Annotated in this window: 29 protein-coding genes; 22 read left to right on the top strand and 7 right to left on the bottom strand. The window is 71.9% G+C overall.

Annotation, left to right across the window (positions count from 1 at the left end; all coding sequences use genetic code 11):
- Positions 1–45 precede the first annotated feature (45 nt).
- From trxA to ACILSK_RS01570, 3 genes are read left to right on the top strand one after another with little or no spacing between them, the layout of a single operon-like run.
- Positions 46–417: a thioredoxin gene (gene trxA / locus ACILSK_RS01580; protein ID WP_395725346.1), complete on the top strand. Its 372-nt coding sequence runs from the start codon at positions 46–48 to the stop codon at positions 415–417.
- A gap of 20 nt (positions 418–437) precedes the next feature.
- Positions 438–848, top strand: a complete 411-nt coding sequence (locus tag ACILSK_RS01575) for a DUF302 domain-containing protein (RefSeq protein WP_395725345.1) — start codon at positions 438–440, stop codon at positions 846–848.
- Between the two features lie 50 nt (positions 849–898).
- Entirely contained in the window at positions 899–1,165 is a 267-nt protein-coding gene (locus ACILSK_RS01570; RefSeq protein ID WP_395725344.1) for a metal-sensitive transcriptional regulator, read from the top strand.
- 39 nt (positions 1,166–1,204) lie between these two features.
- Here ACILSK_RS01570 and ACILSK_RS01565 read toward each other — a convergent pair whose 3' ends face one another.
- The gene (locus ACILSK_RS01565; RefSeq protein ID WP_395725343.1) at positions 1,205–1,864 is read right to left on the bottom strand and encodes a dihydrofolate reductase family protein; all 660 of its coding nucleotides are present in this window, start codon (positions 1,862–1,864) and stop codon (positions 1,205–1,207) included.
- 198 nt (positions 1,865–2,062) lie between these two features.
- On the opposite strand from ACILSK_RS01565, the gene ACILSK_RS01560 reads away from it, so the two are divergent.
- Together ACILSK_RS01560 and ACILSK_RS01555 are read left to right on the top strand one after the other, a co-directional pair.
- On the top strand, positions 2,063–2,797 hold the full coding sequence (locus ACILSK_RS01560) for a response regulator transcription factor (RefSeq protein WP_395725342.1): 735 nt from the start codon (positions 2,063–2,065) through the stop codon (positions 2,795–2,797).
- A 4-nt stretch (positions 2,798–2,801) separates the two neighbouring features.
- Complete coding sequence (locus ACILSK_RS01555) at positions 2,802–3,827, top strand: sensor histidine kinase (protein ID WP_395725341.1); 1,026 nt, start codon at positions 2,802–2,804, stop codon at positions 3,825–3,827.
- Positions 3,828–3,869: 42 nt separating this feature from the next.
- Here ACILSK_RS01555 and ACILSK_RS01550 read toward each other — a convergent pair whose 3' ends face one another.
- Positions 3,870–4,595 carry a DUF998 domain-containing protein gene (locus ACILSK_RS01550; RefSeq protein ID WP_395725340.1) on the bottom strand — a complete coding sequence of 242 codons (726 nt, stop codon included), beginning with the start codon at positions 4,593–4,595 and terminating at the stop codon, positions 3,870–3,872.
- A 278-nt stretch (positions 4,596–4,873) separates the two neighbouring features.
- On the opposite strand from ACILSK_RS01550, the gene ACILSK_RS01545 reads away from it, so the two are divergent.
- On the top strand, positions 4,874–5,314 hold the full coding sequence (locus ACILSK_RS01545; RefSeq protein WP_395725485.1) for a helix-turn-helix transcriptional regulator: 441 nt from the start codon (positions 4,874–4,876) through the stop codon (positions 5,312–5,314).
- A 131-nt stretch (positions 5,315–5,445) separates the two neighbouring features.
- The gene (locus ACILSK_RS01540) at positions 5,446–5,874 is read left to right on the top strand and encodes a VOC family protein (protein ID WP_395725339.1); all 429 of its coding nucleotides are present in this window, start codon (positions 5,446–5,448) and stop codon (positions 5,872–5,874) included.
- A 16-nt stretch (positions 5,875–5,890) separates the two neighbouring features.
- Here the strand turns inward: ACILSK_RS01540 and ACILSK_RS01535 are convergent, their stop codons facing one another.
- Together ACILSK_RS01535 and ACILSK_RS01530 are read right to left on the bottom strand one after the other, a co-directional pair.
- A complete protein-coding gene (locus ACILSK_RS01535) occupies positions 5,891–6,544 on the bottom strand; it encodes a DM13 domain-containing protein (protein WP_395725338.1) in 654 nt (217 codons plus the stop codon).
- Positions 6,545–6,853: 309 nt separating this feature from the next.
- Positions 6,854–7,351, bottom strand: a complete 498-nt coding sequence (locus ACILSK_RS01530; RefSeq protein ID WP_395725337.1) for a GtrA family protein — start codon at positions 7,349–7,351, stop codon at positions 6,854–6,856.
- A gap of 75 nt (positions 7,352–7,426) precedes the next feature.
- On the opposite strand from ACILSK_RS01530, the gene ACILSK_RS01525 reads away from it, so the two are divergent.
- A complete protein-coding gene (locus ACILSK_RS01525; RefSeq protein WP_395725336.1) occupies positions 7,427–7,870 on the top strand; it encodes a GyrI-like domain-containing protein in 444 nt (147 codons plus the stop codon).
- Between the two features lie 5 nt (positions 7,871–7,875).
- Here the strand turns inward: ACILSK_RS01525 and ACILSK_RS01520 are convergent, their stop codons facing one another.
- Positions 7,876–8,910 (bottom strand): LacI family DNA-binding transcriptional regulator, encoded by a 1,035-nt coding sequence (locus ACILSK_RS01520; protein WP_395725335.1) that lies wholly within the window; start codon positions 8,908–8,910, stop codon positions 7,876–7,878.
- Between the two features lie 91 nt (positions 8,911–9,001).
- Between ACILSK_RS01520 and tsaB the strand changes: the two genes are divergently transcribed.
- From tsaB to groL, 6 genes are all read left to right on the top strand, one after another.
- Positions 9,002–9,730, top strand: coding sequence for a tRNA (adenosine(37)-N6)-threonylcarbamoyltransferase complex dimerization subunit type 1 TsaB (tsaB, locus tag ACILSK_RS01515; RefSeq protein ID WP_395725334.1), 729 nt, complete (start codon positions 9,002–9,004; stop codon positions 9,728–9,730).
- Complete coding sequence (rimI, locus tag ACILSK_RS01510) at positions 9,727–10,173, top strand: ribosomal protein S18-alanine N-acetyltransferase (protein ID WP_395725333.1); 447 nt, start codon at positions 9,727–9,729, stop codon at positions 10,171–10,173. Before tsaB ends, rimI begins: the two co-directional genes overlap by 4 nt.
- Positions 10,170–11,234: a tRNA (adenosine(37)-N6)-threonylcarbamoyltransferase complex transferase subunit TsaD gene (tsaD, locus tag ACILSK_RS01505; protein ID WP_395725332.1), complete on the top strand. Its 1,065-nt coding sequence runs from the start codon at positions 10,170–10,172 to the stop codon at positions 11,232–11,234. The genes rimI and tsaD overlap by 4 nt, the downstream gene beginning before the upstream one ends.
- Positions 11,235–11,408: 174 nt before the next feature.
- A complete protein-coding gene (locus tag ACILSK_RS01500; RefSeq protein ID WP_395725331.1) occupies positions 11,409–11,852 on the top strand; it encodes a hypothetical protein in 444 nt (147 codons plus the stop codon).
- 310 nt (positions 11,853–12,162) lie between these two features.
- Positions 12,163–12,462: a co-chaperone GroES gene (groES, locus tag ACILSK_RS01495; RefSeq protein WP_395725330.1), complete on the top strand. Its 300-nt coding sequence runs from the start codon at positions 12,163–12,165 to the stop codon at positions 12,460–12,462.
- 154 nt (positions 12,463–12,616) lie between these two features.
- Positions 12,617–14,245, top strand: a complete 1,629-nt coding sequence (gene groL / locus ACILSK_RS01490) for a chaperonin GroEL (RefSeq protein ID WP_395725329.1) — start codon at positions 12,617–12,619, stop codon at positions 14,243–14,245.
- Positions 14,246–14,668: 423 nt separating this feature from the next.
- Here groL and ACILSK_RS01485 read toward each other — a convergent pair whose 3' ends face one another.
- Positions 14,669–14,953, bottom strand: a complete 285-nt coding sequence (locus ACILSK_RS01485) for a WhiB family transcriptional regulator (protein ID WP_395725328.1) — start codon at positions 14,951–14,953, stop codon at positions 14,669–14,671.
- Between the two features lie 602 nt (positions 14,954–15,555).
- On the opposite strand from ACILSK_RS01485, the gene ACILSK_RS01480 reads away from it, so the two are divergent.
- The 5 genes from ACILSK_RS01480 to ACILSK_RS01460 all read left to right on the top strand — a co-directional run bounded on the left by ACILSK_RS01480 (position 15,556) and on the right by ACILSK_RS01460 (position 21,137).
- The gene (locus ACILSK_RS01480) at positions 15,556–16,152 is read left to right on the top strand and encodes a LuxR C-terminal-related transcriptional regulator (protein ID WP_395725327.1); all 597 of its coding nucleotides are present in this window, start codon (positions 15,556–15,558) and stop codon (positions 16,150–16,152) included.
- A gap of 251 nt (positions 16,153–16,403) precedes the next feature.
- Positions 16,404–17,009: an RNA polymerase sigma factor ShbA gene (gene shbA, locus ACILSK_RS01475; protein ID WP_395725484.1), complete on the top strand. Its 606-nt coding sequence runs from the start codon at positions 16,404–16,406 to the stop codon at positions 17,007–17,009.
- Positions 17,009–18,220 carry a hypothetical protein gene (locus tag ACILSK_RS01470; protein WP_395725326.1) on the top strand — a complete coding sequence of 404 codons (1,212 nt, stop codon included), beginning with the start codon at positions 17,009–17,011 and terminating at the stop codon, positions 18,218–18,220. Before shbA ends, ACILSK_RS01470 begins: the two co-directional genes overlap by 1 nt.
- 140 nt (positions 18,221–18,360) lie before the next feature.
- Entirely contained in the window at positions 18,361–19,869 is a 1,509-nt protein-coding gene (guaB, locus tag ACILSK_RS01465; RefSeq protein ID WP_395725483.1) for an IMP dehydrogenase, read from the top strand.
- A 161-nt stretch (positions 19,870–20,030) separates the two neighbouring features.
- Entirely contained in the window at positions 20,031–21,137 is a 1,107-nt protein-coding gene (locus tag ACILSK_RS01460; RefSeq protein ID WP_395725482.1) for a GuaB3 family IMP dehydrogenase-related protein, read from the top strand.
- A 111-nt stretch (positions 21,138–21,248) separates the two neighbouring features.
- Here the strand turns inward: ACILSK_RS01460 and ACILSK_RS01455 are convergent, their stop codons facing one another.
- Complete coding sequence (locus ACILSK_RS01455; protein ID WP_395725325.1) at positions 21,249–22,298, bottom strand: magnesium transporter CorA family protein; 1,050 nt, start codon at positions 22,296–22,298, stop codon at positions 21,249–21,251.
- A gap of 71 nt (positions 22,299–22,369) precedes the next feature.
- Here ACILSK_RS01455 and ACILSK_RS01450 point away from each other — a divergent pair, with 71 nt between their 5' ends.
- The 3 genes from ACILSK_RS01450 (at position 22,370) to ACILSK_RS01440 (ending at position 25,589) form a co-directional block, all read left to right on the top strand.
- Entirely contained in the window at positions 22,370–22,642 is a 273-nt protein-coding gene (locus tag ACILSK_RS01450; RefSeq protein ID WP_395725324.1) for a DUF4031 domain-containing protein, read from the top strand.
- 146 nt (positions 22,643–22,788) lie between these two features.
- Positions 22,789–24,360 carry a glutamine-hydrolyzing GMP synthase gene (gene guaA / locus ACILSK_RS01445; protein WP_395725323.1) on the top strand — a complete coding sequence of 524 codons (1,572 nt, stop codon included), beginning with the start codon at positions 22,789–22,791 and terminating at the stop codon, positions 24,358–24,360.
- Entirely contained in the window at positions 24,351–25,589 is a 1,239-nt protein-coding gene (locus ACILSK_RS01440) for a multidrug effflux MFS transporter (RefSeq protein WP_395725322.1), read from the top strand. Before guaA ends, ACILSK_RS01440 begins: the two co-directional genes overlap by 10 nt.
- Positions 25,590–25,626 lie beyond the last annotated feature (37 nt).

The raw sequence follows: 25,626 nt of genomic DNA, 5'->3' as shown, positions 1-25,626 counted from the left end.
ACCCCCAAGGGTATAGTTCGGAATCATGAAAGGCTGGATCTGACGGTGGCAACCATCACGCTGACCGAGAGCACGTTCGAGCACACGGTGTCCGGTGCGGACATCGTCCTGGTGGACTTCTGGGCCGCCTGGTGCGGACCGTGCCGGATGTTCGCCCCGGTGTTCGAGGCGGCTGCGGCGGCCCATCCGGACATCGTGTTCGGCAAGGTCGATACCGAGGCCGAGCGGAACCTGGCCGCCGCGGCCGGCATCCGCTCCATCCCCACCCTGATGGCGTTCCGGGACGGCATTCTGGTCTTCTCCCAGCCGGGCGCGCTGCCGGCGCCTTCGCTCGAGCAGCTCATCGCGGCGGTGCGGGCGCTCGACATGGACGACGTGCGCGCCCAGGTGGCCGCCGCGTCGGCGGCAACGGCATGAACACGCCCGACGACGCGCCCATGACCCCTTATTCGATCGCCGTCACGGTCGACCGGCCGTTCGACCAGGTTCTCGGCGCCATCCGGGATGCATTGGCCGCCCAGGGTTTCGGTGTGCTCACCGAGATCGACATGCAGGCGACCCTGAAGGCGAAGATCGGCGCCGACATCGCGCCCCAAGTGATCTTCGGGGCCTGCCGGCCACCGCTGGCCGAGGCCGCGCTGCGGGCCGAACCGTCGATCGGACTGCTGCTGCCCTGCAACGTCGTGGTCCGCGGTGTGGACGGCGACCGGACCCGGGTCGAGACCATCGATCCGGCGATCATGGTCAGCGTCACCGGCAACCCCGGCCTGCAGGCGGTGGCGGCCGAGGCACGCACCCGGCTGACCGACGCCCTGCGGTCGCTCGAGACGGCTGCGCCGGCCTCGTGACCACCGACCCCGCCACCACCAGACTCGCCCCGACATCGGAGGAACCCACCATGGTCGAGATCGCCCCGGACTCGCTGGGATCTGTGGTCAACCGGCTGCGCCGCGCCCAGGGCCAGATCGGCGGCGTGCTGCGGATGATCGAGGAGGGCCGCGACTGCCAGGACATCGTCACGCAGCTCGCCGCGGTCAGCAAGGCCGTCGACCGGGCCGGGTTCGCCGTCATCGCCGCCGGACTGAAACAGTGCCTGCTGGAGTCCGACGGTCAGGACACCCTGGATACCAAGACGATGGAGAAGCTGTTCCTGTCGCTGGCCTGACGGCTCGCCATCGGCCGGGGGCGGGCCAGCCGATCGGGGTCAACCGGCCGGGACACGGCTGAACGTCAGATGGATCACGCCGGTCGGCGACGACACGGCCTCGACGTCGAAGCGCTCCTCGAGCGATTCGAGCCCGTCCCACAGCCGTTCGCCCCGGCCGAGCACGATCGGCACCACCACGATGTGCATCTGGTCGACCAGGTCCGCCCGGAGGAATTCGCGGATCGTGGTGGCGCCACCCCCGATGCGCACGTCGAGATCGCCGGCCAGTTCGCGCGCCCGGGCCAGCGCGGCAGCGGGCTCGGCGTCGACGAAGTGGAAAGTGGTGCCGCCCTCCATGGTCAGGGTCGGCCGCGGATGGTGGGTCAGCACGATCACCGGGGTATGGAACGGCGGGTTCTCGCCCCACCAGCCACGCCACCGGTCATCGACCCAGGGCCCCCGCTGCGGCCCGAACTTGTTGCGGCCCATGATTTCCACCCCGACCCCGGACGACCATCGGCCGGCGAAGGCCTCATCGATACCGGTGGAACCCGCATCCTGGCCGTGGAAGCCCATCTGCTGGAAGGTGCGGGTGGGGAAGGCCCATTCCATCAGGCGGCTGCCCGCGTGCCCGAAGGGAGCGTCGAGTTGCTGCCCCGCGCCGGTGCCGAAACCGTCGAGCGAGACCGCGAAGTTGTGCACGCGGACGAGTGACATGGGACCTCCCCGGGGTCTGGGTCGCCCGGCAACCGTAACCGCCGGTCCGGCGCGAGGGCCGCTCGTGGCGGAGATCGGCCCCGCCGAACTCCGACGGTTCGGCTGCAACAGTCTTACGGTTCGGGGTGGAACCGCGTGGACTGCTGGCGGGGCGTCCGCCGCGGACCTACCGTCGGAACCGGTGGAAGGGGGACGACGTTGGCCGCACCGTCCAAGGTTCTGGTCGTCGACGACGACGACACCGTCCGTGAGGTCCTGCGCCGGTACCTGGCCCGGGACGGGCACGAGGTGCTCGAGGCGGCGGACGGGCCGACGGGGCTCGGCCTGGTCCGGTCGCAGCATCCGGACCTGGTGGTGCTCGACCTGATGCTGCCCGGCATGGACGGGCTTCAGGTCTGCCGGGAGGTGCGCAAGACCTCGACCGTTCCGGTGATCATGCTGACCGCGCTGGGCCAGGAGTCGGACCGGGTGGTCGGTCTGGAGTACGGCGCCGACGACTACGTGGTCAAACCGTTCAGCCCGCGCGAGCTCGCGCTCCGGGTGGGCCGTGTGCTGGAACGCAGCCGGGGGGCCGTCGGGGCCGGCCCCGCGGAGTCCGTCGAGGTGACCAGCGCCGATGGAGAACTCTGGGTGAGTCCGATCTCCCGGACCGCCCGGCGCGGCGGCGTCGAGCTGAACCTGACCAGCCGCGAGTTCGACCTGCTGCACTTCCTGCTGGCGCATCCGGGCCAGGTGTTCAGCCGGACGGAGCTGATGGAGCAGGTGTGGGGATGGTCGTTCGGCGACCAGTCCACGGTGACCGTGCACGTGCGGCGGCTCCGGGAGAAGGTCGAACCCGACCCGGCCCGGCCGACCCGGATCGTGACCGTGTGGGGTGTCGGCTACCGGCTGGACGGCGTCATCGGCGGGGCGGCCGCGGCGGGCTCGGGCTGACCCGGTGCTCACCGATCTGTTGCACATCCTGCCGTGGGCGTTGCTGGCCGCCGTGACCACCGGTGCCGTCGAGATCGGCGTGTTGTACCTGCTGCGCAACCGGTCGGCCACGGCCAACATCGCCGCCCTGGTCAGCATCCCGATCCTGGCCGTGTTGATCTTCGTCGTCAGCATCAGCGGGTTCATGTACACCCCGATGCTGGCGTTCGCCGCCACGGCCTGTGCACTGATCGCCGTGGTGGTGATCCCGGTGGCCGTGTACCTCGGCCGGCGGATGGCGGTCGGCGCGATGGAGGCGGAGAAACAGCGGGCCGCCGAACGCGCGGCCGAGGCGTCCCGGCGTCAGCTGGTGGCCTGGGTCAGCCATGACCTGCGCACCCCGCTGGCCGGGATCCGGGCGATGAGCGAGGCGCTGGAGGACTCGGTGGTGGTCGAGCCGGAGGAAGTGGCCGACTACGCGCGGCGGATCAGCGCGGAGACCGCCCGGCTGTCCGCCATGGTCGACGACCTGTTCGAGCTGTCCCGCATCAACGCCGGGGCGCTGCGGCTGACGTTCGGCCCGGTGTCCACCGAGGAGCTGGTCGCGCAGGCCATGGAGGCGGCGGCGCCGGCCGCCGGGCAACGCGGCGTGCATCTGGCCGCGTCGGCCGATCCCGGCTGGCCGGTGGTGAACGGGTCGGACCACGAACTGATCCGGGTGCTGCGCAACCTGCTGGTCAACGCGATCCGGCACACCCCATCGGACGGGACGGTCGAGGTGGTCGCCGGACAGACCGGTGATCAGGCCTGGCTGGCGGTCCAGGATGCCTGCGGCGGCATCGACGCCGACGACCTGCCCCGGGTGTTCGACGTGGCCTTTCGGGGCGCCGCCGCCCGTTCGCCGGAGAAGGGGTCGGCCGCCGGTGGGGCCGGGCTGGGCCTGGCCATCGCGCGGGGACTCGTGGAGGCGCACGGCGGCGAGATCGCCGTGCACAACGAGGGGCCGGGGTGCCGGTTCGAGGTACGTCTGCCGTTGGCCGCGGCGGCCTGACCCGCCGGCCGACCCGCGCGCCGGCCGATTGCCCGGGGGGGATCACGCGTGGGGTCGGGTCACCCGCGGGTCCGGGCGGCCGCCGTCCCCGGCCTTCAGGTGCAGCACCGCAACCGCGATGACCGCCGCCAGCGCGATCTCCACCGCGCCGGCCGCCCGCTGCAGCAGACCCGGCGGCAGCGACAGCTGATCCAGGCCGACGATCCCGGGGATCCGGTTCAGGATCAGCGCCGCGCTGAGCACCCCGCTGACCGCGGTGGTGCTGAGCAGTACCCACCCGGTCCAGGTCGCGTTCATCACCGACCGGGACCGCCGCCACACCGCGAGGCCGACGATCGGCAGCAGCCCGAAGATCACCGCGCCGGCCATCAGGTGAATCGTCGACGAGGTATCCCCGGGCGTGCCGGGCAGGTTGGTCGGGAATACCGCGGCCAGGATCAAGGCCAGGGACCAACCGACCAGCATCGACCGGACCGCCGTCGCGCCGGCGAGGCCGCGGGCGATGGCAATCCCGGCCAGGGCCAGCGCCCCGGCGGTCAGCCCGAACAGGGGCTCGCCCCACGGCGTCTGGACCACGAAGTCGCTGATCGTCGTGGTGGTGGCCGACAGCCGAGCCGGGGCGTCGAGGTGCAGCAGCACGATCGGCGGAACCGACACCGTCGCCCCGGCGATGGCGATGCGGGCGCTGCGGGCCGGCGTCGCCCAGGAGAGAACGCCGATGCTCGACGCGCCCGCGGCGGGCGTCCTGAACAGGGTGGCGGTGGTCATCCCGGACTCCTCAAAAATGATCATGTACGGCGTTTCGCAGAACCTGTGAAAACCGTAGGAATGATCGAAGGAGCAGGTCAGAGGGTTAGCCCTGGTCTTGGTGAGGGTCCAGGCGGCCAGTTCCCCCCAGGGTCAGCCGACCGCTGGGCGTGGGAATACCCGGCCCCAAGGTGGGCCTGGACCCACCCCTGAGGCACCCGGATCGGGGTGAACCCGGACCGGGCCGGCGAGCGTAGCGTGAGGCCGTGACGACCGGGCCCACCCCTGTGCTGCATCGCCTGCCCGACCGTCACCGCGGCCCGGCGCCCACCGGCCTGCTGTCCCACCTGCGCCGCGCCCGTGACCACATCGACCGGGAGTACCGGTCGGCGGTCGACCTCGACCAACTGGCGGCGGTGGCCGGTGTGTCCAAATTCCATTTCGTCCGGGCGTTCGCGGCCACCTACGGGGAGACCCCGATCCGCTATCTCACCCACCGCCGCGTCGAACGGGCACAGGACCTGCTGCGATCGGCCAACCTGACGGTCACCGAGATCTGCATGGCGGTCGGGTTCACCAGCCTCGGGTCGTTCTCCTCCCGGTTCGCGGAGCTGGTCGGCGAGACCCCCACGGCCTATCGCAACCGTTGGGCCGCGCAAGGCGGCCCGCACATCCCCGGCTGCTACCTGTTCATGAGCGGGGTGCTCGACCCGAAGGTCACCGGCCACTCGCCGTGTTGATCATGGGGTTCCGGCCGCTCGGCGGGCTCGCGGAACGGCCACCATCCCATGATCAACTCGACTTGAGCGAGCGCCCGGTTGCGCAATCTCGGAGAAGCGGGCGAGCGCCCGACGGGCCTAGCGTCGTCGGCATGATCACCAACATCTCGCTGACCACGGTCTACTGCCTGGACCAGGACGCCACCCGGGACTTCTACGTCGACGTGCTGGGTTTCCAACCGCGGATGGACGCGCCGATGGGGCCCGACGCCCGATGGGTCACCGTCTGCCACCCCAACCAACCCGAGCTCGAGGTCACGCTGATGACGCCCGGTCCGCCGTTGGCACCCGATGCGGCCGACTTCGTCCGGCGCCAGTTGGAGAAGGGGCAGATGGGCGGCCTCGGCCTGCGGGTGGACGACTGCCGCAAGACGCACCAGGAGCTTGTCGAGAAGGGCGTGGAATTCCTCCAGGAACCCGCCGACCGGCCCTACGGGGTGGAGGCCGTCATGCGGGACAACACCGGCAACTGGCTGGTGCTGGTCGAGCCCCGCGACTTCGAACCGGCCGACCTGGCCTGATCGGCGATGGCCGGGATCAAACGGTGATCGCCGCGGTGCCGAAGGCGACGTTGAATCGGTCGCACCAGATGACCACCGAGTTCAGGCCGGACAGGTCGACGTCCGCCGGGATCTCGTAGTTCTGGTTGCCGTCGGTGCCCTTCAGGTCGCCCAGCCCGACGTAGCGGGTGTCGTCGTACTTGCCCCAGTCGTCACCGCCGGCGGCCTGATCGGACAACGCCACGTCCACGTCCGGGCCGTCGCTGGTGGAGAAGTTCTCCAGGCGGAGGATTCTCGACCCGTCGGGCAGCTGGAAGATCGTTGCCGTGCCCGTGGTGGTGTGCTCGCCGTCGACGAAGGTGCCGGTCGTCAGCACGACGGGTTCGGCGGCCGGCGGTTCCGCTGCCGCGCCGGTCGGCTCGACAGTTGGCCCACCGGTCGGCTCGGCGGCGGGCCCTGTGGTCGGGTCGGCCGCCGGCGCGGACGTTCCGGCGGACGGGAGTGCGGCCGGGGCGGCGGCGGCCACCGGGAAGCCCTCGTCGACGGTGCTGCGGGTGAACAACTTCCACGGTTGGAACAGGGCCAGGCCGACGGCACCGGCCAGCACCGCGACCACGACGACCGTGCCGATGATGATCTTTTTCCGGCTGCGCCGGCCCGTCTGGGCCGGTCGGGTGTCGAGGTCGTTCATGTCATCTCTCCCGGGGTCGCGGTCTCGGCTCGTGCCAGTTCATCGCACGCCTTGAGTACGGATCAACGGGCGAGTTGTGACAGGAGTCTGACGGATCGTGCCGACAGGAGCGTCGGTGTTCGCGGTCCGATACGGCCGGCCGCCCGGCCGCCCGACGGATCCGATCACGAGGGACCGGCGTGCGCGGATGACGCTCCCGCCCGAGGGACGGCGACTGGCGCCCGAGCCGCTCCGTCGCGATGCCACCGATGCCACCGACGCCCGCGGATGAGGTTCCGCCCATCCAGCACGGCCCGAGCGGGCCGGTCGCTACGACCGATCCGGACGGGCCGCGGGTGCCGACGGGCCGAACCGCTGAGACGAGCGGCCGACCATCCACCAGCGCAGGACGACGAACCGCAGACCGCCGACGAGGGCGTTGACGGCGACGAGTGCGAGCACTCCAGCGGTGTCGGACGGGTCGTTCAGCGTGGCCAGGGCGGCCGCGCCGAGCAGCAGGGTCAGCAGCGAGGTGAGGATGCCAACGGCGTGGTCGCCCTCGATCCCGGAGCCCGACCCGCCGAACGAGAACCGGCGGTGCAACTCGGTCGCCACCAGGGTCGACGCCAGCCAGGACGCCACGTTGGCCGGCTGGGATCCGACGCTGTCGGCCAGGAACGTGTACGTCGCCAGCTGCACCAGGCTCGCCCCGCCCCCGACCAGGCCGAACCGGGCCAGCTGACCGACCCATGGCGCCGTGGCCCGCCGCCCGACCTGCCCCGCGGACGCGGCCGGAAAATCTGGGTGGAGGATTCCGGCGAGGGTCATGACTCGACTCTGGTCGTCACGGCCCAGCGTGACCCAGGACGACGCTGAGTGTTTCCTGTGCCCGGGAGGACGATCATGGCCGACGTATGGATCGACCGAACGGGCACGGCCCGGCCGACCCTGGTGGTGCCCGCCCGCACCACGTGGTCGGAGTTCCCGGCTCTGTGGCGACCGCTGCTGGACGAGGTGTGGGGGTGCCTCCGGGCGGCCGGCGTCGGCGGGGGATGCCCCAACGTCATGCTCTATCTGGACGACGCGCCGCAGGTCGAGATCGGGGTGCTCACCGCGGAACCGGTTCCGCTGACCGGGCGGGTGGTGCGGTCGACGCTGCCGGCGGGTGCGGTCGCGACCACCCGGCATCGCGGCTCCTCCACCGGTCTCGGCGAGGCCCACGAGACGGTGCGGAACTGGGTCGCCGACCATGGCCGCCGCCTGGCCGGCCCGCGGTGGGAGGTCTACGGGCCGCATCGGGACGACCCGGCGGAGCTGTGGGTCGACGTGTCCTACCGGCTGGCGTGATCGGGTCAGGACCGCGGCGGCGTGCTCTCGCGCACGACGACATCGCCGATCACGGTGCTGACGGTGGTCTCGTCGTCGGGTCGCCCGCTCAACGCCAGGTCGAGCGCGTCGGCGCCGATCCGTTCCATCGGCAGCCGGACCGTGGTCAATGCCGGCCGGACGTCCCGCAGGGTGGAGATGTCGTCGAAGCCGGCGACCGCCACGTCGGCCGGGACCCGTAAGCCCTGGTCGCGGAGCGCGGCGATCGCCCCGACGGCCATCACGTCGTTCACCGCGAACACCACGTCGACCCCGTTCAGGACGCCGAGGTCGATCAGCTCGGTCATGGCGACGTACCCACCGTCCCGGGTGAGTGGCGCCACCAGCACGTTCTCCTGGGGCACCGGCGTCCCGGCGTCGGCCATCCCCCCGCGGAACCCGGTCACCCGGTCCTCGGACGTGGCGATCAACTCCGGACCGGCCAGCACGGCCGCCCGCCGGTAGCCCAACGACGCCAGGGTCGCGGCCAGCCGGCGGGCGCTACCGGCGTTGTCGATCTCGATGGTCCGCAGCGGCAGCCGGTGCTGGCCGACCACCGCGACCCGCCCGCCGCCCACCGCGTAGCCGACGAGCTCCGCACCCAGCCGGCCGGCCGACTCGGGGTCGTTGAACCGTGAACCGGCGAGCACGATCGCCCGCGCTCGTTGCCGGCGCAGCGACTCGACGTGCCGCACCTCGGTGAGCGGGTCGGACAGGGTGGCCGAGATCGTGACGATCAGGTTGCGGGCGGCGGCGACCTCCATCACCCCGGCGGCCAGCGCGCTCGCGGACGGGTCGGCGATGTCGTGCACGACGAGGCCGACGGTGGTCGTCGTGCCCCGGACGACCGCCTGGGCGTTGGCGTTGGGCGAGTAATTCAGCTCGGCGGCGGCGGCCCGCACCCTGGCCCGCAGCTCCGGGTTGACCGTGCGACCGGCCGAGCCGTGCAGCGCCCGCGACGCGGTGGCCACCGAGACGCCCGCCCACCGGGCGACGTCGGCCAGGGTGACCTGCTCGGCCACGACCACCTCCAGCCCGTTCGGAGCCGCCAGGGTAGCCGTCCCGCGTTCGCGTCGGGACCGCGGTGACGGGTGAACCGTAAGATGGCCCATCGTGCTCGTCCTCGCCCTCGACACCTCGACCCCCGAGGTCACCGCCGGCGTCGTCGCGTTGCGGTCGCCACACGAGCTGATCGCCGCGCTGCAGGCCGGACCGGCGGTGCGGCCGGCAACGGTGCTGGCCCAGCGGAAGGCGGTCGCCCCGCTCGGCCACGCGGAGAAGCTGATGCCGCTGGTGTCCGAGGCGCTCGCGGCCGCCGGGCACACCCTGCGCGAGCTGGATGCGGTGGTGGTGGGCATCGGGCCGGGCCCGTTCACCGGTCTGCGGGTGGGCATGGTGACCGGCGCAGCGCTCGCCGACGCGCTGGATGTCCCGGTGCACGGCGTGCCCGGGCACGACGGGCTGGCCCGGACGTTGCACCCGCTGCCCGGCGAACTGCTCGTGGTCACCGACGCCCGGCGACGCGAGGTGTATGTCTCCGGCTACCGGGCCGACGGCCGTCGGGCGCTGGGCCCGGCCGTGGTCGCGCCGGCCGCCGTGCCCGAGTTGCTGGCCGAGCACGGTCTGACGCCGACCCACGTCGCCGGGGCCGGCGCGGCCCTGCTGATCGCACCGGATCTGCCGGTGCTGACGCCGCCCGCGGACGCCCCCGCGCTCGGCCTGGTGGAGGCGGCGGCCACGCCGCTGCTGACCGGGGCGCTGCCCGGCCCGCTCGTCCCGCTGTACCTGCGCCGGCCGGACGCCACGGTGCCGGGCGCCCGCAAGTCGGTGCTGGGCCGGTGACCGCCGTGCCGATCGGGCTGGAAGCCGCGTCCGCCCAGGACATCCCGACGCTCGTCGAGCTGGAGGAGATCCTCTTCCCGGGAGATTCGCCCTGGACCGCAGCCATGTTCGCCGGTGAGCTGTCCGCCGGCTTCCACTACGTGGTGCATCGGGACGCCGATGGCGTCGTCGACGGCTACGCCGGGCTGGCGCTGCTCGGTGACGAGGCCGAGGTGCACACCATCGGCGTGCGACCCACGGCGCAGGGGGCGGGCCTCGGCCGGGCCCTGCTGCGCGATCTGCTCGCGCACGCCGGGCGACGCCGGGTGGTGCTGGAGGTCCGCACCGACAACGCCCCCGCCATTGCGCTCTACGAGTCGGAGGGGTTCGTGATCCTCGGAGTGCGCCGCCGCTACTACCGGCCCAGCGGGGCCGATGCCTACACCATGGTGCGTCCGGCATGAGCGCCGCCGCGGTCACCGGTCCGGTCGTGCTCGGGATCGAGACGTCCTGCGACGAAACCGGTGTCGGCCTGGTCCGGATGGCGGCGGGCGGGCCGGTGCTGCTCGGCCACGCCGTGGCGTCCAGCCAGGACGAGCACGCCCGGTTCGGCGGGGTGGTGCCGGAGATCGCGTCCCGCGCCCATCTGGAGGCGATGGTGCCGACCGTGCACGCTGCGTTCGGCCACGCCGGGATCGACCCCCGCGAGGTGGACGCGGTCGCGGTGACGGCCGGTCCCGGCCTGGCGGGGGCGCTGCTGGTCGGGGTCGCGGCCGCGAAGGCCTATGCCGCGGCCTGGGACGTGCCACTGTTCGGCGTCAATCACATGGCCGGGCACGTCGCCGCCGACACGCTGGAGCACGGGCCGTTGCCGGCCCCGGCGCTCGCCCTGCTGGTCTCGGGGGGCCACACCCAGCTGTTGCGGGTGGACGACCTGGCCGGCTCGATCACCGAGATCGGCACCACCATCGACGACGCCGCCGGCGAGGCCTACGACAAGGTCGCCCGGCTGCTCGGGCTGAGCTACCCGGGCGGGCCGGTGATCGACCGGCTCGCCGCGGACGGCGACCCGGCCGCCATCCGCTTCCCCCGCGGCCTCACCGGACCGCAGGACCCGGCCTACGACTTCTCCTTCTCGGGTCTGAAGACGGCCGTCGCCCGGCACGTCGAGCAGGCGGAGCGGGATGGCCGGACGGTCGACGTCCCGGACGTCTGTGCCTCCTTCCAGGAGGCGGTGGTCGACGTGCTGACCGCCAAGACCGTTCGCGCCGCCACCGATCTGGGCATCGGCACGGTGGTGATCGCCGGCGGGGTGGCGGCCAACGGCCGGCTCCGGGCGCTGGCGCAGGAGCGGTGCGCGGCCGCCGGGCTGGAGCTGCGGGTGCCCCGGCCGGGCCTGTGCACGGACAACGGCGCGATGATCGCGGCGGTCGGTGCGCATGTCCTGGCCGGTGGTGGCGAGCCGTCCGGACCACTGCTCACCGGCGATCCGGGCCTGCCGGTGTCGACGGTGCACGTCGGCTGATCGGGGACGGTCCCGGCCCTCCCGATTCGGCGTCGGGGACGGCCGACGCGGTCCCGTCCCCGGGCCGGCCGGCGGCCTCGTGTGCTCGGCCGACACCGGTCCCGGGCGGTCCGCGCTTACCCTGGACGGACGTGACCGTGATCCGGATCACGTCCAGCTCAACGAGGAGCGTCGATGACCGCGACCACCGCGCACGACCCGAGCCCGTTCCTGCGCTCTGCCGCCGGGCGTGCCTTACTCACCCGCCTGCGGGCGACGACCGACGGTCGCACCGGTGACCAGCTTTCGGCGGCCATCCGGGCCGTCACCACCGCCGGTTCGGTGCTGCCGGCGGAGGAGGTGGACGCGGCGCTCACCGCGATCACCCTGTTGCTCGCCGAGATCCAGCCGGAGTTGCTCGACGGCGCGCCGGACGAGGCGGCCCTGCGGGACTGGCTGCGGCACGTCGACACCGAGCTCACCCCGGGCCGGCGGATGGCCGCCGAGGCGGCCCTCGTGCGGGTTGAGATCGACCTGGACAACCAGTGGTACGACGCGCACGTGGCCGACGGCAGCGTGCAGGAGGTGCTGGCCGACCTGCACCGGTTGCGCAACGCCCTGGCCGACGCGGCCAACTGATCTCGGGCGCCCGATCACGGCCAGTTGACCATGGCCCGCCGACCGCGAGTCGTTTGGTGCTCGCCGATCGCCGATCGGGTCCACCGGCCGCAACGACCATCCGGTCGGCGCGCCGGCGCAGGTTCGCCGGGGTCGGTGGTTGAGACCTGGCACTCGCATGGCTAGAGTGCTAGTTGAACGGCTCAGTGACGGCCCGGCACCCGCGACGACGGACCCGAACCGCGCCGGGAACTCAAGACAATCCTGTCGACGGTGACCCCGCAGTGGGTGGCCGCCGCGCGAACGAACCCCAGAAGGGGGAGGTCACACAGTGGCGAGCGTGAACATCCAGCCGCTCGAGGACAAGATCCTCGTTGAGGCCAACGAGGCCGAGACGACGACCGCGTCCGGCATCGTCATTCCCGACACCGCCAAGGAGAAGCCGCAGGAGGGGACCGTCCTTGCGGTCGGCCCCGGCCGGTACGACGACAGCGGCAAGCGCATCCCGATCGACGTTGCCGAAGGCGACGTGGTCATCTACTCGAAGTACGGCGGCACCGAGGTGAAGTACGCGGGCAAGGAGTACCTGCTGCTGTCCGCGCGCGACGTGTTGGCCAAGGTCAGCAAGTGATGTCGACCGGCCGGTGAGCCCGCGCCCATCGGTCGGTCAGTTGCTATCCACCCCGCCCCGGCGGCCCGCACGCGCGGGCGGCCGGGGCGCGGTCATCTCCGCAGTTGTTCAAGGACACCGAGCCTCCACCGAATAAAGAGAACTGGAACAACACATGGCGAAGCAGATCCGCTTCGATACCGACGCGCGCGCGGCGTTGCAGCGCGGCGTCGACAAGCTCGCCGACGCGGTCAAGGTCACCCTGGGCCCGCGCGGCCGGTACGTGGTGCTGGACAAGAAGTTCGGCGGCCCGACCATCACCAACGACGGCGTCACCATCGCCCGCGACATCGAGCTGGACGACCCGAACGAGAATATGGGTGCCCAGCTGGCCAAGACCGCGGCCACCAAGACCAACGATGTGGCCGGTGACGGCACCACCACCGCGACCATCCTGACCCAGGCGATGGTGGCCGAGGGTCTGCGCAACGTGACGGCCGGCGCGGACCCGCTGGCGCTGCGCTCGGGCATCGCCCAGGCCGCGGACCGGGTCAACGAGCTGCTGACCGAGTGGTCCATCCCGGTGGCCGGCGATCGGGGCGCGATCGCCAACGTGGGCACCATCGCCTCCCGGGACGAGACGATCGGCCAGCTGCTGGGCGACGCGCTCGAGCGCGTCGGGGCCGACGGCGTGGTCAGCGTCGAGGAGCACTCGGGCCTGGCCACCGAGCTCGAGTACACCGATGGTGTGCAGTTCGACAAGGGCTACCTCTCGCCGTACTTCGCCACCGACCCGGAGGCCGGTGAGGCCGTCCTGGAGGACGCGCTGGTGCTGCTGGTCCGGGAGAAGATCTCCGCGCTGGCCGACCTGCTGCCGCTGCTGGAAAAGGTGCTCGAGACCAAGAAGCCGCTGCTGATCGTCGCCGAGGACGTCGAGGGCGAGGCGCTGTCCACGCTCGTCGTCAACGCGATCCGCAAGACCTTCACCGTCGTCGCGGTCAAGGCGCCGTTCTTCGGCGATCGGCGCAAGGCGTTCCAGCAGGACCTGGCCATCGTCACCGGGGCCGAGGTGGTGTCCAGCGAGGTCGGGCTCAAGCTCGCCGAGGTCGGCACCGAGGTGCTGGGGTCCGCCCGCCGGATCACCGTCACCAAGGACAACACCACCGTGGTCGACGGCGGCGGCACGGCCGAGGCGGTCGCCGACCGGGCGGCCCAGCTGCGTAAGGACATCGAATCCACCGATTCGGACTGGGACCGGGAGAAGCTGCAGGAGCGGCTGGCCAAGCTGGCCGGCGGCGTCGCGGTGATCAAGGTCGGCGCGGCCACCGAGATCGAGGCCAAGGAGCGCAAGCACCGCATCGAGGATGCGGTCCACGCCACCAAGGCCGCGGTGGCCGAGGGCATCATCGCCGGCGGTGGCTCCGCCCTGGTGGCCGCCGCAGCCGGACTGGCCGACCTGGAGGCCACGTTGTCCGGGGATGAAGCGACCGGTGTCGCCATCGTCCGCAAGGCACTCACCGCGCCGACCTACTGGATCGCCGCCAACGGCGGTCAGGAGGGTGCCGTGGTGGTCAACAAGGTCGCCGGCCTGCCGCGGGGTGAGGGCTACGACGCCGCCACCGATACCTTCGTCGACCTGGTCAAGGCCGGGATCATCGACCCGGTCAAGGTCACCAAGTCCGCGGTGTCCAACGCTGCTTCGATCGCCGGCATGGTGCTGACCACCGAGTCGACCGTCGTGGACATCCCCGAGGGCGAACACGATCATGCGGCGGGTGGCGGCCACCACGGCCACAGCCACTGATCGTTCTGCGATCCGGCGATTCGGCGGGCCGCTCGACCCCATTGGGTCGGGCGGCCCGTCGGCGTTTCGGGAACGGTCAATGGGTCCATTCGGCGGCGTGCGCGGATTCCGCGCCGCTCGGGTGTGGCGCGTTCACTCGTTGGAACCAATCCCGGCCCGCCGACAGTAGCCAGTTCCCCGATTGGGCGACTACTATCGAGTGACGAAGGGTGTGGCGTCGCGGCGTCATCGAACTGTGATCCGGGCGCGGGCATCCGGACGCCTGTCGCGCGGACCGTCACGCCGCCGGGTGTGTCAGAGTGCCCGGACGGGTGTTGGGGACGATCGGGCTACATGACGCCGGGGGGCGATGTGATCAACGGATGGCGGACGGGCGGTCCGCCCACTCCGGGCGGGCGAGCGCCGGCCGGTGCCGCCGGCAGTTCAGTGTGCGCCGGTGAGCGTGAGCATCTGCGCCCGTTCGCTCTCGGACAGTCCGCCCCAGATGCCGTAGGGCTCGTGAACCCGCAAGGCGTGGTCCCGGCAGGCCGCCATGGCCGGGCACTGGAAACAGACCGCCTTCGCCTGCGCCTCCCGGCGGGCCCGGGCCGGCCCGCGTTCACCTTCGGGGTGGAAGAAGAACGAACTGGCCATGCCGCGACAGGCTGCGTGCAGTTGCCAATCCCAGAGATCCGCATTCGGTCCGGGAAGGCGCCTGGTGTCCGCCACGTCGATCCCCTCTGCAGCAGTGGGCGCCGCCCATGTCGGCGCTCGATGGGACAGGTCCGAGAGGAACGGAAACGGTTCGTCGGGCCGTCAGAGCCGGGGATCGGAGCGCGGTCGACCGGGCAGCCCCGCCGGGCACGCCTCCGCCAGATTCGGGCGGGCGGGAGTGCCTGCGTCGTGCTGCCTTTGGGCCGGATCCGCGCTGATCTCGGCGCTGTTGATCTCCAGACCCTAGAGCCCTCCCGCGTCCCCGACAAGACCTTGATCACGTTTTTTGTCGATCTTGAGCTCGAGGTCGTCATCGTTGTCACCGCCGGGGGGACGGCGCGACCCGTGTGGGTGGGATGTGAACTGCATCACCACCACCTCCGCGCCTCGGGACGGACCCCCGAACAACGGAAAGTGACGGCAGGACTACCGTCTGTCAAGACAGCGCCAGTTACAACCATGCCGGACCTGGATCGCCCGTCCGTGTCCGACGATCGGCCCGCCGGCACACGCACCGACGGACCGGTCGAAGTAGTGACGCGGCCGATCGGGGTCTCCCTCATTCCGTCGAATGACCGAGGCAAAGTACTATTCACACCGTCTGCAGGGGGAGTCTCGTGACCAGCGTCCTGATTTGCGATGAGCGCCGGAGTGCGCGCGACGGTCTCACGCGCGTGATGGGCGCGGTGCCGTCGGTCGAAGGCATCGATTGTGTCGCCAGTGGCGACGAACTGCTGGCCCGGTACGGCCGGCAGTCCAGTGACGTCGTGCTGATCGGCACCCAGCGGGCGCTGACCAGTGGCATCGAGGCCACCCGACGATTGCTCGCCGTGCACCCGTCGGCGGTGGTGATCGTGTTCGGGTCGCCCGACGACACCGCGTCCATCGCGGCGGCGATCGCCTGCGGGGCCCGTGGATTCCTGCGGTGGGACGCGACCCAGCCGGAGATCGTCGCCGCGTTGGCCGACACGCTCACCACCCCGCGACTGCCGGCGCTGCGGGACACCCCGGACGGTGAGGCGCCGCTCACCGAGCGGGAGATGCAGGTCCTGCGGGGAATGAGTCAGGGACAGTCGAACGGCGAGATCGGGCGCGAATTGTTTCTGTCCGAGGACACCGTGAAGACGCACGCCCGTCGGCTGTTCCGCAAACTCGGGGCTCGGGATCGCGCGCAGGCGGTCGCGCTCGGCTTCCGCCGCGGGTTCGTCGCCTGACCGACCCGTGCGGCCGATCGGTGTCCGCGATCCGCTCGATCGACTGGTCGGATCACCCGACTCATCGCGTTCCGACTCCCCGCGGTGGGTCCTGATTCCCACCCATGGCGCCGAATGGGCGAATTAGGCGGCCCGTGCGCGTCGGGTGGCTACGATGAGGTCACATTCGGATTGATCGCCCGGCCGCCTCGTGCCTGCCGGGGCGGCTGCGTCGTTCCTTCGACGGTGTAACGGGGGTGCCACCGATGACGATGAATGAGCAGTCGTCGGAGAATCCCGAGCAGCCCGGTGCGGACGATCTTGTCGATCGGGCGGTCGGAGGTGACCAGGCGGCGATCGAAGAGTTGGTCGGCCGCATCCACCCCGTGGTCGTCCGGTACTGCCGCTCCCGGATGTCGGTCGGTCCGCAGTTCCTGGCGACGGCGGACGACATTGCGCAGGAGGTGTGCATGGCCGTGCTCACCGCGCTGCCGTCGTTCCGGCGCGAGGGCAAGCCCTTCCTGGCGTTCGTGTACGGGATTGCCTCGCACAAGGTGGCCGACGCGCACCGGGCGGCCGCGCGGGTCCGGTCATTGCCGGTGGCGCAGGTGCCCGACGGGCCCTCCACCGAGCGGGGGCCCGAGCAGTTCGTCGTGGCCTCGTCGACGGCGGCCGTGGTCGACGAGCTTCTCAGTCACCTGCCCGGCATCCAGCAGGAGATTCTCCGGCTGCGCGTCGTCGCCGGCTTGAGCGCGGAGGAAACAGCCGATGCGCTCGGAATGACGGCCGGCGCGGTCCGGGTGGCCCAGCACCGGGCGCTCGCCAAGCTTCGGCAGCGGTTGACCGCCGGGACCGTCCGCGCGGAACGTTTGAGCTGATGGCCCGCCGTCACGGGCGACGCGAGGTCGACCCTGATGCGCCCGTCGTCGACCTCGATCGGGTGCTGGCCGACGATCTGCGGATTGACCTGATCAGCCGGCGGCCCTGGCCCGATCGGGTGCGCGCACCACGATCCCCGGGCGCCCATCGCGCCGTCGGCCGGCACCATCGTCCGGCGGCGGACGAGCAGTTGCTCGAACTCCTCGACGAATGGCGGCTGGAGCTGGCCCGCCCGCCGCTGCCGCCACCAATGGTCGTCCGGACGTCGAGTCCGTCGCCGGCGAGCCGCACGAGACATCGCACCCGCTCGTGGCGCCCGGCCATGGCGGTGGCCGCCGCCATCGGTGCTGTTCTCGTGGGATCGGCCACCGTGGGTGCGGCCGATGCCGATCCGCGGAGCCCGCTATGGCCCATCACCAAGATCATCTGGCCGGCCCACGCCCAGTCGATCGAATCGGCCGAGCAGATCCGGGTCGCGCTCGACGAGGCCAGGGTGGCCGTCGAGGCCGGGCGCGGCGGGGACGCGCGGCGGGCCATCATCCGGGCGGTCGGGGAGTTGCCCAACATCACCGATGCCGCCGCCCAGGACAGCATTCGGTCGACCGTTGACCAGCTGTGGTCGAGGTCCGATCCGTCGGCGGCCAGTCGGATCCCCCACGGCGGGATGGGGTCGGTCGGGGGGTCGGCCGCGCCCGGGCCGCCGGTGACGTCCGGACCGACCGCCCGGACCGATCAGGTGGTGGCCGACGTCATCGGTCCGATCGCGGCCGGGCCGGAGGGGCCGGTGGGGACCGTCAACGCTGCTCGTCTCGTTCCGAGCGGCCCGTCCGGGACGGCGACCGACGTCGCGCCCAGCGGGTCGACCCTGCCGCCGACCGCTTCCGCCGTCGGCTCCGCCGCACCTGTCTCCGCCACCGCGCCCTCGTCGGGCCCGGCGCCGTCGACCGACCCCGCCGCGCCGGCCACGGTGCCCGACCCGGCGGCGGTCGTGGAGCCGGTCACGTCGGACTCGGCCATGTCGTCGCCGGCCGTCGCCACGCAGCAGTCCGGCCCCACGCCGACCCGGACCACGCAGAGCCCCGGCGACGCCGGCTACCAGGGCGTGTCCGGGGCTGACGGTGTCGGTGAGCAGCCTTCGGCCGCCGCCGATCAGGCCACGACCTCGGCCGGTCCGGGCCCGGTGGCCGCGGGCGTGTCCTCGTCCGGTTAGGCGTGGCCCATCTCCGTCCGAAAGGTAGGTTCGCTCACCTACGATGGACGGGGAACTGCCGGGCGCTCTGGGGCTGACCCGCAGCACACGTCGGCGAGAGGTCGGGCATGTCGGTCACGCAGCAACCGCTGTCGCGGGAGATGGAAGGCGTTCCGGTCATCACGACGGAGGACAAGTTCGCCACGCTCGGACTGACCTACGACGACATCCTGCTGCTGCCGGACGCCTCCGACCTGGTCCCCAGCGAGGCGGACACCAGCACCTGGCTGTCCCGCAACGTGCGGCTGCGCGTCCCCCTGGTATCCAGCGCGATGGACACCGTCACCGAATCCCGGATGGCGATCTCGATGGCCCGCGAGGGCGGTCTGGGCGTCCTGCACCGCAACCTGTCGATCGAGGACCAGGCGTCGCAGGCCGAGATCGTCAAGCGGTCCGAGGCGGGCATGGTCACCGACCCGGTGACCTGCCGGCCGGACGCCACCCTGACCGACGCCGATTTCCTCTGTGCGAAGTTCCGCATCTCCGGGGTCCCGGTCACGGACGCCGACGGGCACCTGCTGGGCATCATCACCAACCGGGACATGCGCTTCGAGGTGGACAAGTCCCGCCCGGTGCGTGAGGTGATGACCAAGATGCCGTTGGTCACCGCGCCGGTCGGGGTCAGCGCATCGGCCGCGTTGGGCCTGCTGCGCAAGCACAAGATCGAGAAGCTGCCGCTGGTCGACGCCGACGGCAAGCTGCGCGGGCTGATCACGGTCAAGGATTTCGTCAAGACCGAGCAGTACCCGTCCGCCACCAAGGACGCCGACGGCCGGCTGTTGTGCGGGGCGGCGGTGGGCGTCGGCGAGGAGTCGTACAAGCGGGCGATGGCGCTGGCCGACGCCGGGGTCGACGTGATCATGGTCGATACCGCGCACGGGCACTCGCGCCGGGTCGTCGAGATGGTGGCCCGGTTGCGGCACGATATCGGCGCGCGGGTCGACATCGTCGGCGGCAACATCGCCACCCGGGCCGGAGCGCAAGCCCTGGTCGACGCGGGTGCCGACGCCGTCAAGGTCGGGGTTGGGCCGGGCTCGATCTGCACCACCCGGGTGGTCACCGGGATCGGCGTGCCCCAGGTCACGGCCATCTGGGAAGCCGCGAAGGCCTGCCGCCCGGCCGGCATCCCGGTCATCGGTGACGGCGGCCTGCAGCAGTCCGGCGACATCGCCAAGGCCATCGCGGTCGGCGCCGACACGGTCATGCTCGGCTCGTTGCTCGCCGGCGTCGCCGAGTCGCCCGGCGAGCTCATCTTCGTCGGCGGCAAGCAGTACAAGACCTACCGCGGGATGGGCTCCCTCGGTGCCATGCAGTCCCGCGGAGAGGCCCGGTCCTACTCCAAGGACCGGTACTCGCAGGACGACGTGCTCTCCGACGACAAGTTGGTCCCCGAGGGCATCGAGGGCCGGGTCCCGTACCGGGGGCGGTTGCAGGACGTCGCGCACCAACTCGTCGGCGGACTGCGCGCCGCGATGGGCTACACCGGGTCGGCCACGATCGAACAACTCAAGGACGCCCGGTTGGTCCGGATCACCTCCGCCGGCCTCAAGGAATCCCACCCGCACGACGTGGCCATTACCTCCGAGGCGCCGAACTACATGGAGCGCTGACCGGGGCGTCCGCCCGGGTCCCGGTCGTCGGCGTCCCCACCCGACCGGCTCGGCAACGCCGCGCCCCGGCGCCGTGCCGGCGCCTGATCGCCTACCCTTGCCGCCGGGCCCTTTCCTGGGTCCGGTCCAGAGGAGGAACGGTGCCCGAGCGAGAGATCGGCATGGGCCGAACGGCACGGACGGCCTACGAGCTGGCGGACATCGCAATCGTCCCGTCCCGGCGTACCCGCTCGTCGTCGGACATCTCGATCGCCTGGCAGATCGATGCCTACCGGTTCGACGTCCCGCTCGTCACCCAACCCACCGACGCCGTCGTCTCCCCGGCGGTCGCCGCCGCGGTCAGCGGGATCGGCGGACTGGGCGTGCTGGACGGCGAGGGCCTGTGGGCCCGGCATGCCGACCCGCAGAAGGTGATCGACGAGCTGCTGGAACGTGCCGCCGCGGCCGACGACCCGGACGACATCATCGCCGAGATCCAGCGGATCTACGCCGAGCCGGTGTCCGTCGACCTGCTCACCGAAGCGATCCGGACGCTGCGCGAGTCCGGTGGCACCGTCTCGATCCGGCTGTCCCCGCAGAACGCCGCGTCGTTGGCCGGGCCGGCCATCGCGGCCGGGGTGGAACTGCTGGTCATCCAGGGCACGATCATCTCGGCCGAGCACGTACAGGCCAACGGTGCCGCGTTGAATCTGAAGTCGTTCATCGCCGACCTCGACGTGCCGGTGATCGTCGGCGGCTGCTCGGACTACAAGACCGCCACCCACCTGATGCGGACCGGGGCCGCCGGGGTGATCGTCGGCACCGGGCACGGCAACACCACCACCACGGACGAGGTGCTGGGCATCGCGGTGCCGATGGCCACCGCGATCGCCGACGCGGCCGCCGCCCGGCGCTCCTACCTGGACGAGACCGGCGGGCGCTACGTGCATGTCATCGCCGCCGGCGGCATCCAATCCAGCGCCGACATCGCCAAGGCCATCGCCTGCGGGGCGGACGCGGTGATGCTCGGCGAACCGCTGACCTGGGCTACCGAGGCCCCGGCGGCCGGCTGGTACTGGCCCACCACGGCGGCCCATCCGGTCCTGCCGCGCGGGTTCGCCGCGCCGGTGGGACCGGGCGACGTGCCGCTGGAGCAACTGCTGCTCGGTCCGGCGCTCGGCGCGGACGGCCGGACCAATCTGTTCGGGGCGCTGCGCCGGGCGATGGCCAAGGCGGGCTACTCGGACCTCAAGGAGTTCCAGAAGGTCGGCCTGACGATCCGGGCCTGACCGTTCCGGCCGCCCGGCAGGCTGCGACCTGCAGGGACGGGTCCGGTCTCCGCGGGAAGCGGATATGGACGGCGGTCGCCGTCCGGACCCGCCGCCGGCCCCGGGCGGTCGTCACAACCATCCGTTCCGCTTGAACAGCACGAACAGCCCGGTCGCGGCGGACACGATGACCACCGTGCCGACCACGAACCCGCGGGTCTCGCCGAACCCGGGATAGGGCACGTTCATCCCGAAGAACCCGGTGACCAGGGTCGGCACGGCGATGATCGCTGCCCACGCCGACAGCTTCTTCATGATCACGTTCAGGTGCACGTCGGACAGCGCCAGGTTGGTCTCGTAGGCCGAGCTGAGCATCTCCCGGACCGTGTCGGTCTCCCGGGCGGCGTGCCGGGCGTGGTCGCAGACGTCCTCGAACCGGCGCGCGGTCGAGCCGTGCAGCAGCGCGGCCACCGGGTCGTCGTCCGCCGCGGGCCGGCCCGCGGCGCCGGCCAGGTCGGCGGCCAGCTCGGCGAAGGGTGAGCTGACCCGTCGCATGCCGGCGATGGCCTGCCGGATCCGGAACGCTTGCAGCTGGTCCGCCCGGTTCATCGGTTTGTCGTCGAACAGTGAGGTGGTCAGCTCGTCGGCGGCGTCGGCGATGGCCAGCAGGGCCTGACCCTGGGTGTGGACCATCAGATCGACCAGCACGTGCAGGCCGGCCGGGACCCCGTCGGCGGCGAGTCCGCCGGCACTGTCGGCCAGCCGTCGGATCAGCGGGACCGCCGCCGGGGGGTCGGCGATCACCGCCAGCATCCGGTCGGTTGCCAGCAGCGCGACCCGGTCCTTGTGCAGCTCGTCGGTCTGCGCATCGAACCGGACGAGGGCGCCGATGACGATCACGGTCGAGCCGACGACGTCGAGCTTGGGTGGTTCCCGGTCGGACAGCACGTCCTCGACGGCGAAGTCGTCCAGGTCGAACAGGCGCGCGGTCTCGGTCAGCGCCGACCGGTGGCGCGGCACCCACCACCAGGCCCGGCGCTGTGCCTCCTGGGCCAGCCGGTCGGTGAGCTCGGTCACGGAGACGTCGGCGGCCACCGTGTCGGCGCCCCGCCAGACCCTCGACCTCGGGGCCGGATCGCCGGCCCGCCGGTCGGCCGGGACCGGGGTGATGGTCGAGGACACGACCCCCATCATCCGCTCGCGATCATCCACTCGCGCCCACGGGCCCGCGCCGGCACCTACCCTGATCGTCCATGACGGTGCTGATCGACCCGCCGCGCTGGCCCGCCCACGGCCGGCTGTGGTCCCACCTGGTCAGTGACGCCTCCTACGCCGAACTGCACGCCTTCGCGGCCGCCAACGGCGTCCCGGAACGCGGGTTCGACCACGACCACTACGACGTCCCGCAGGAGCGGTACCGGCTGCTCGTCACCGCGGGCGCCGTCCCGGTCGAGGCGCGGGAGCTCGTGCGCCGGCTCACCGACGCGGGACTGCGCCGGCCGAAGCGGGACCGGCGGGGCCGCTGACGCGACGGCCGACCCGGCGCACGGGTCCGCCGAACCGTCATTGCGCGCGCCGGGGCCTCGGTGCGCAATGACGGTTCGACCGGGCGGTGGGCGTCGCTTCGATAGACTCCGCCGGTTCCCGCGAACTCCAGGAGAGGCAGTCCGTCGTGCCCGAGCAGCCGCCGAGTCACCCCCACCCGGTCCTGGTGGTCGATTTCGGCGCCCAGTACGCGCAGCTGATCGCCCGCCGGGTGCGCGAGGCCAACGTCTACTCCGAAATCGTGCCGTCCACGACGACGGTCGCCGAGATCGCGGCCCGGCGTCCGGCCGCGGTGATCCTGTCCGGCGGCCCGTCGTCGGTGTACGCGGACGATGCGCCGGCCGTCGACCCGGGCCTGTTCGCCGCGGACATCCCGGTCATGGGCATCTGCTACGGCTTCCAGACGATGGCCCAGGCCCTCGGCGGCGCCGTCGCGCGGACCGGCCGACGGGAGTACGGCGCGACCGAGCTGACCGTCGGCGACCCGGGGTCCACCCTGCTGCGGGACCTGCCCGACCGGCTCCGGGTGTGGATGAGTCACGGGGACGCGGTCTCCGCCGCCCCGGCGGGCTTCACCGTCACCGCGAGCACCCCGGACACCCCGATCGCCGCGTTCGAGAATCTGGATCGGCGGCTGGCCGGCGTGCAGTACCACCCCGAGGTGGTGCACAGCGAACACGGGCAGGACGTGCTCCGCCGGTTCCTCTACGACGTTGCCGGCATCACTCCCGACTGGAACCCGCAGAGCATCCTCACGGAGCAGGTCGAGGCGATCCGGACCGTCGTCGGCGACGAGAAGGTGATCTGCGGGCTGTCCGGCGGCGTCGACTCCGCGGTGGCCGCGGCGCTGGTGCACCGGGCCGTCGGCGACCAGCTGACCTGTGTGTTCGTCGACCACGGGCTGCTTCGGGCGGGCGAGCGGGAACAGGTCGAACGCGACTACGTCGCCGCCACCGGCATCCACCTGGTCACCGTCGATGCCCGGGCCCGATTCCTGGACGCGCTGGCTGGCATCACCGAGCCGGAGACCAAACGCAAGATCATCGGCCGGGAATTTATCCGGGTCTTCGAGACCGCCGCGGCGGAGATCGACGCGGCCGAAGGAGGGGTGAAGTTCCTGGTTCAGGGCACGCTCTATCCCGACGTGGTGGAGTCCGGTGGCGGCACCGGCACCGCCACCATCAAGTCCCACCACAATGTCGGCGGGCTGCCCGATGACCTGCAGTTCCAGCTGGTCGAGCCGCTGCGCGCGTTGTTCAAGGACGAGGTACGGGCGCTGGGCGCCGAACTGGGTCTGCCGGCGGCGATGGTCGGCCGGCACCCGTTCCCCGGGCCGGGCCTGGGCATCCGGATCATCGGCGCGGTCGACGCGGACCGGCTGGAGGTGCTGCGGGCCGCCGACGCGATCGTCCGGGAGGAGATGACCGCGGCCGGCGTCGACGGGCAGATCTGGCAGTGCCCGGTGGTGCTGCTGGCCGACGTCCGCTCGGTCGGCGTGCAGGGCGACGGCCGGACCTACGGGCATCCGATCGTGTTGCGCCCGGTGTCCAGCGAGGACGCCATGACGGCGGACTGGTCCCGCCTGCCGTACGACCTGATCGCCCGCATCTCGAACCGGATCACCGGAGAGGTGCCGGAGGTGAACCGGGTGGTCCTGGATGTGACGAGCAAGCCGCCGGGCACCATCGAGTGGGAGTAGGCGTCGGCGACGTCGGTGCCGGGCGGTCGCGGGTCTGGCTGATCGTCGCCCTGGGGTCGTTGTCGGCGTTCGGGCCGCTGTGCCTGGACATGTACCTGCCGGCCCTGCCGGAGCTGCCGGGGGAGCTGGACTCCACCCCGTCGGCCGCGCAACTGACCCTGTCCGCCTGCATCATCGGGTTGGCCGTCGGTCAGGTGATCACCGGTCCCCTGTCAGACCGGCTCGGCCGGCGGCGGCCGCTGCTGGTCGGGGTCGCGATTTTCGTGATCGTCTCCGCGCTGTGCGCGGTCACCACGTCGATGACGCTGCTCATCGGCCTGCGGCTGGTGCAGGGCGCGGCTGGGGCGGCGGGCATCGTGATCGGCCGGGCGGTCATCGCCGACCTGTTCGCGGGCAAGGCGGCGGCCGCGTTCTTCTCCGCCGTCGCCTCGATCAACGGGTTGGCCCCGATCCTGGCGCCGGTGATCGGTGGCCAGATCCTGCGGGTCGGCACCTGGCGCACCGTGTTCTGGGTGCTGGCCGGCATCGGGGTGGTGCTGCTGGTGCTCTCGTTCCTGATCGTCCGGGAGACGTTGCCGGCCCAGCGGCGGTCCGGCGGCGGACTGCCGGCCACCCTGACCGCGTTCGGCATCCTGCTCCGGGACCGCGGCTACGTCGGTTCGGTGCTGGCCGGCTCGCTGGTCACCGCCGCCATGTTCGGGTACATCTCGGCGTCCCCGTTCGTGCTCCAGGACCGGTTCGGCCTGTCCGCGCAATGGTTCAGCGCCTGCTTCGCGCTCAACGCGCTGGGCATCATCGGCGCCACCCAACTGAGCCGGATCCTGCTGCGCCGGCTGTCGCCGCTGACCCTGCTCACTGTTGGCGTGCTGCAGGGCATGGCCGGGGCAGCGCTGCTGGCCCTCACCGTCGCCGCCGGCTGGGGCCTGCCGATGGTTCTCGTCGCGTTGTTCGTCCTGGTCTCTGCGGTGGGCTTCGCCCTGCCCAACGCCTCGGCGATCGCGATGGACCGGCACCGCCGGATCGCGGGGTCGGCGTCGGCCCTGTTCGGGCTGGCCCAGTTCGCATTGGGCGCGGTCGCCGCGCCGCTGGTGGGTCTGGGTGATCCGGCGTCGGGAGCGGCGCTGGCCGTGACCGCGGTGGTGGCGACCGTGCTCGGCGTCCTTGCCCTGCTGATCGGGCGGCCGGCGATCGGGCGGAACGCACCCGAGCGGGTGGTCAGCGCCGGCTGAGACCAGGGCCGGCCGACCGGCACGACACAACCGCCCC

Source organism: Nakamurella sp., from assembly GCF_044224575.1.
Taxonomy (GTDB): Bacteria; Actinomycetota; Actinomycetes; order Mycobacteriales; family Nakamurellaceae; genus Nakamurella.
Note: the sequence above shows the minus strand (reverse complement) of the source record. Positions and strands in the feature narration are given on the sequence as shown.

Bases quoted from the DNA above. Each gene is read 5' to 3' on its own strand.
- ACILSK_RS01575 (WP_395725345.1), top strand. From the start codon at position 438: ATGACCCCTTATTCGATCGCCGTCACGGTCGACCGGCCGTTCGACCAG.
- ACILSK_RS01570 (WP_395725344.1), top strand. From the start codon at position 899: ATGGTCGAGATCGCCCCGGACTCGCTGGGATCTGTGGTCAACCGGCTG.
- ACILSK_RS01565 (WP_395725343.1), bottom strand. From the start codon at position 1,864: ATGTCACTCGTCCGCGTGCACAACTTCGCGGTCTCGCTCGACGGTTTC.
- ACILSK_RS01550 (WP_395725340.1), bottom strand. From the start codon at position 4,595: ATGACCACCGCCACCCTGTTCAGGACGCCCGCCGCGGGCGCGTCGAGC.
- ACILSK_RS01540 (WP_395725339.1), top strand. From the start codon at position 5,446: ATGATCACCAACATCTCGCTGACCACGGTCTACTGCCTGGACCAGGAC.
- ACILSK_RS01535 (WP_395725338.1), bottom strand. From the start codon at position 6,544: ATGAACGACCTCGACACCCGACCGGCCCAGACGGGCCGGCGCAGCCGG.
- ACILSK_RS01530 (WP_395725337.1), bottom strand. From the start codon at position 7,351: ATGACCCTCGCCGGAATCCTCCACCCAGATTTTCCGGCCGCGTCCGCG.
- ACILSK_RS01525 (WP_395725336.1), top strand. From the start codon at position 7,427: ATGGCCGACGTATGGATCGACCGAACGGGCACGGCCCGGCCGACCCTG.
- tsaD (WP_395725332.1), top strand. From the start codon at position 10,170: ATGAGCGCCGCCGCGGTCACCGGTCCGGTCGTGCTCGGGATCGAGACG.
- ACILSK_RS01500 (WP_395725331.1), top strand. From the start codon at position 11,409: ATGACCGCGACCACCGCGCACGACCCGAGCCCGTTCCTGCGCTCTGCC.
- groL (WP_395725329.1), top strand. From the start codon at position 12,617: ATGGCGAAGCAGATCCGCTTCGATACCGACGCGCGCGCGGCGTTGCAG.
- shbA (WP_395725484.1), top strand. From the start codon at position 16,404: ATGAATGAGCAGTCGTCGGAGAATCCCGAGCAGCCCGGTGCGGACGAT.
- ACILSK_RS01470 (WP_395725326.1), top strand. From the start codon at position 17,009: ATGGCCCGCCGTCACGGGCGACGCGAGGTCGACCCTGATGCGCCCGTC.
- guaB (WP_395725483.1), top strand. From the start codon at position 18,361: ATGGAAGGCGTTCCGGTCATCACGACGGAGGACAAGTTCGCCACGCTC.
- ACILSK_RS01460 (WP_395725482.1), top strand. From the start codon at position 20,031: ATGGGCCGAACGGCACGGACGGCCTACGAGCTGGCGGACATCGCAATC.
- ACILSK_RS01450 (WP_395725324.1), top strand. From the start codon at position 22,370: ATGACGGTGCTGATCGACCCGCCGCGCTGGCCCGCCCACGGCCGGCTG.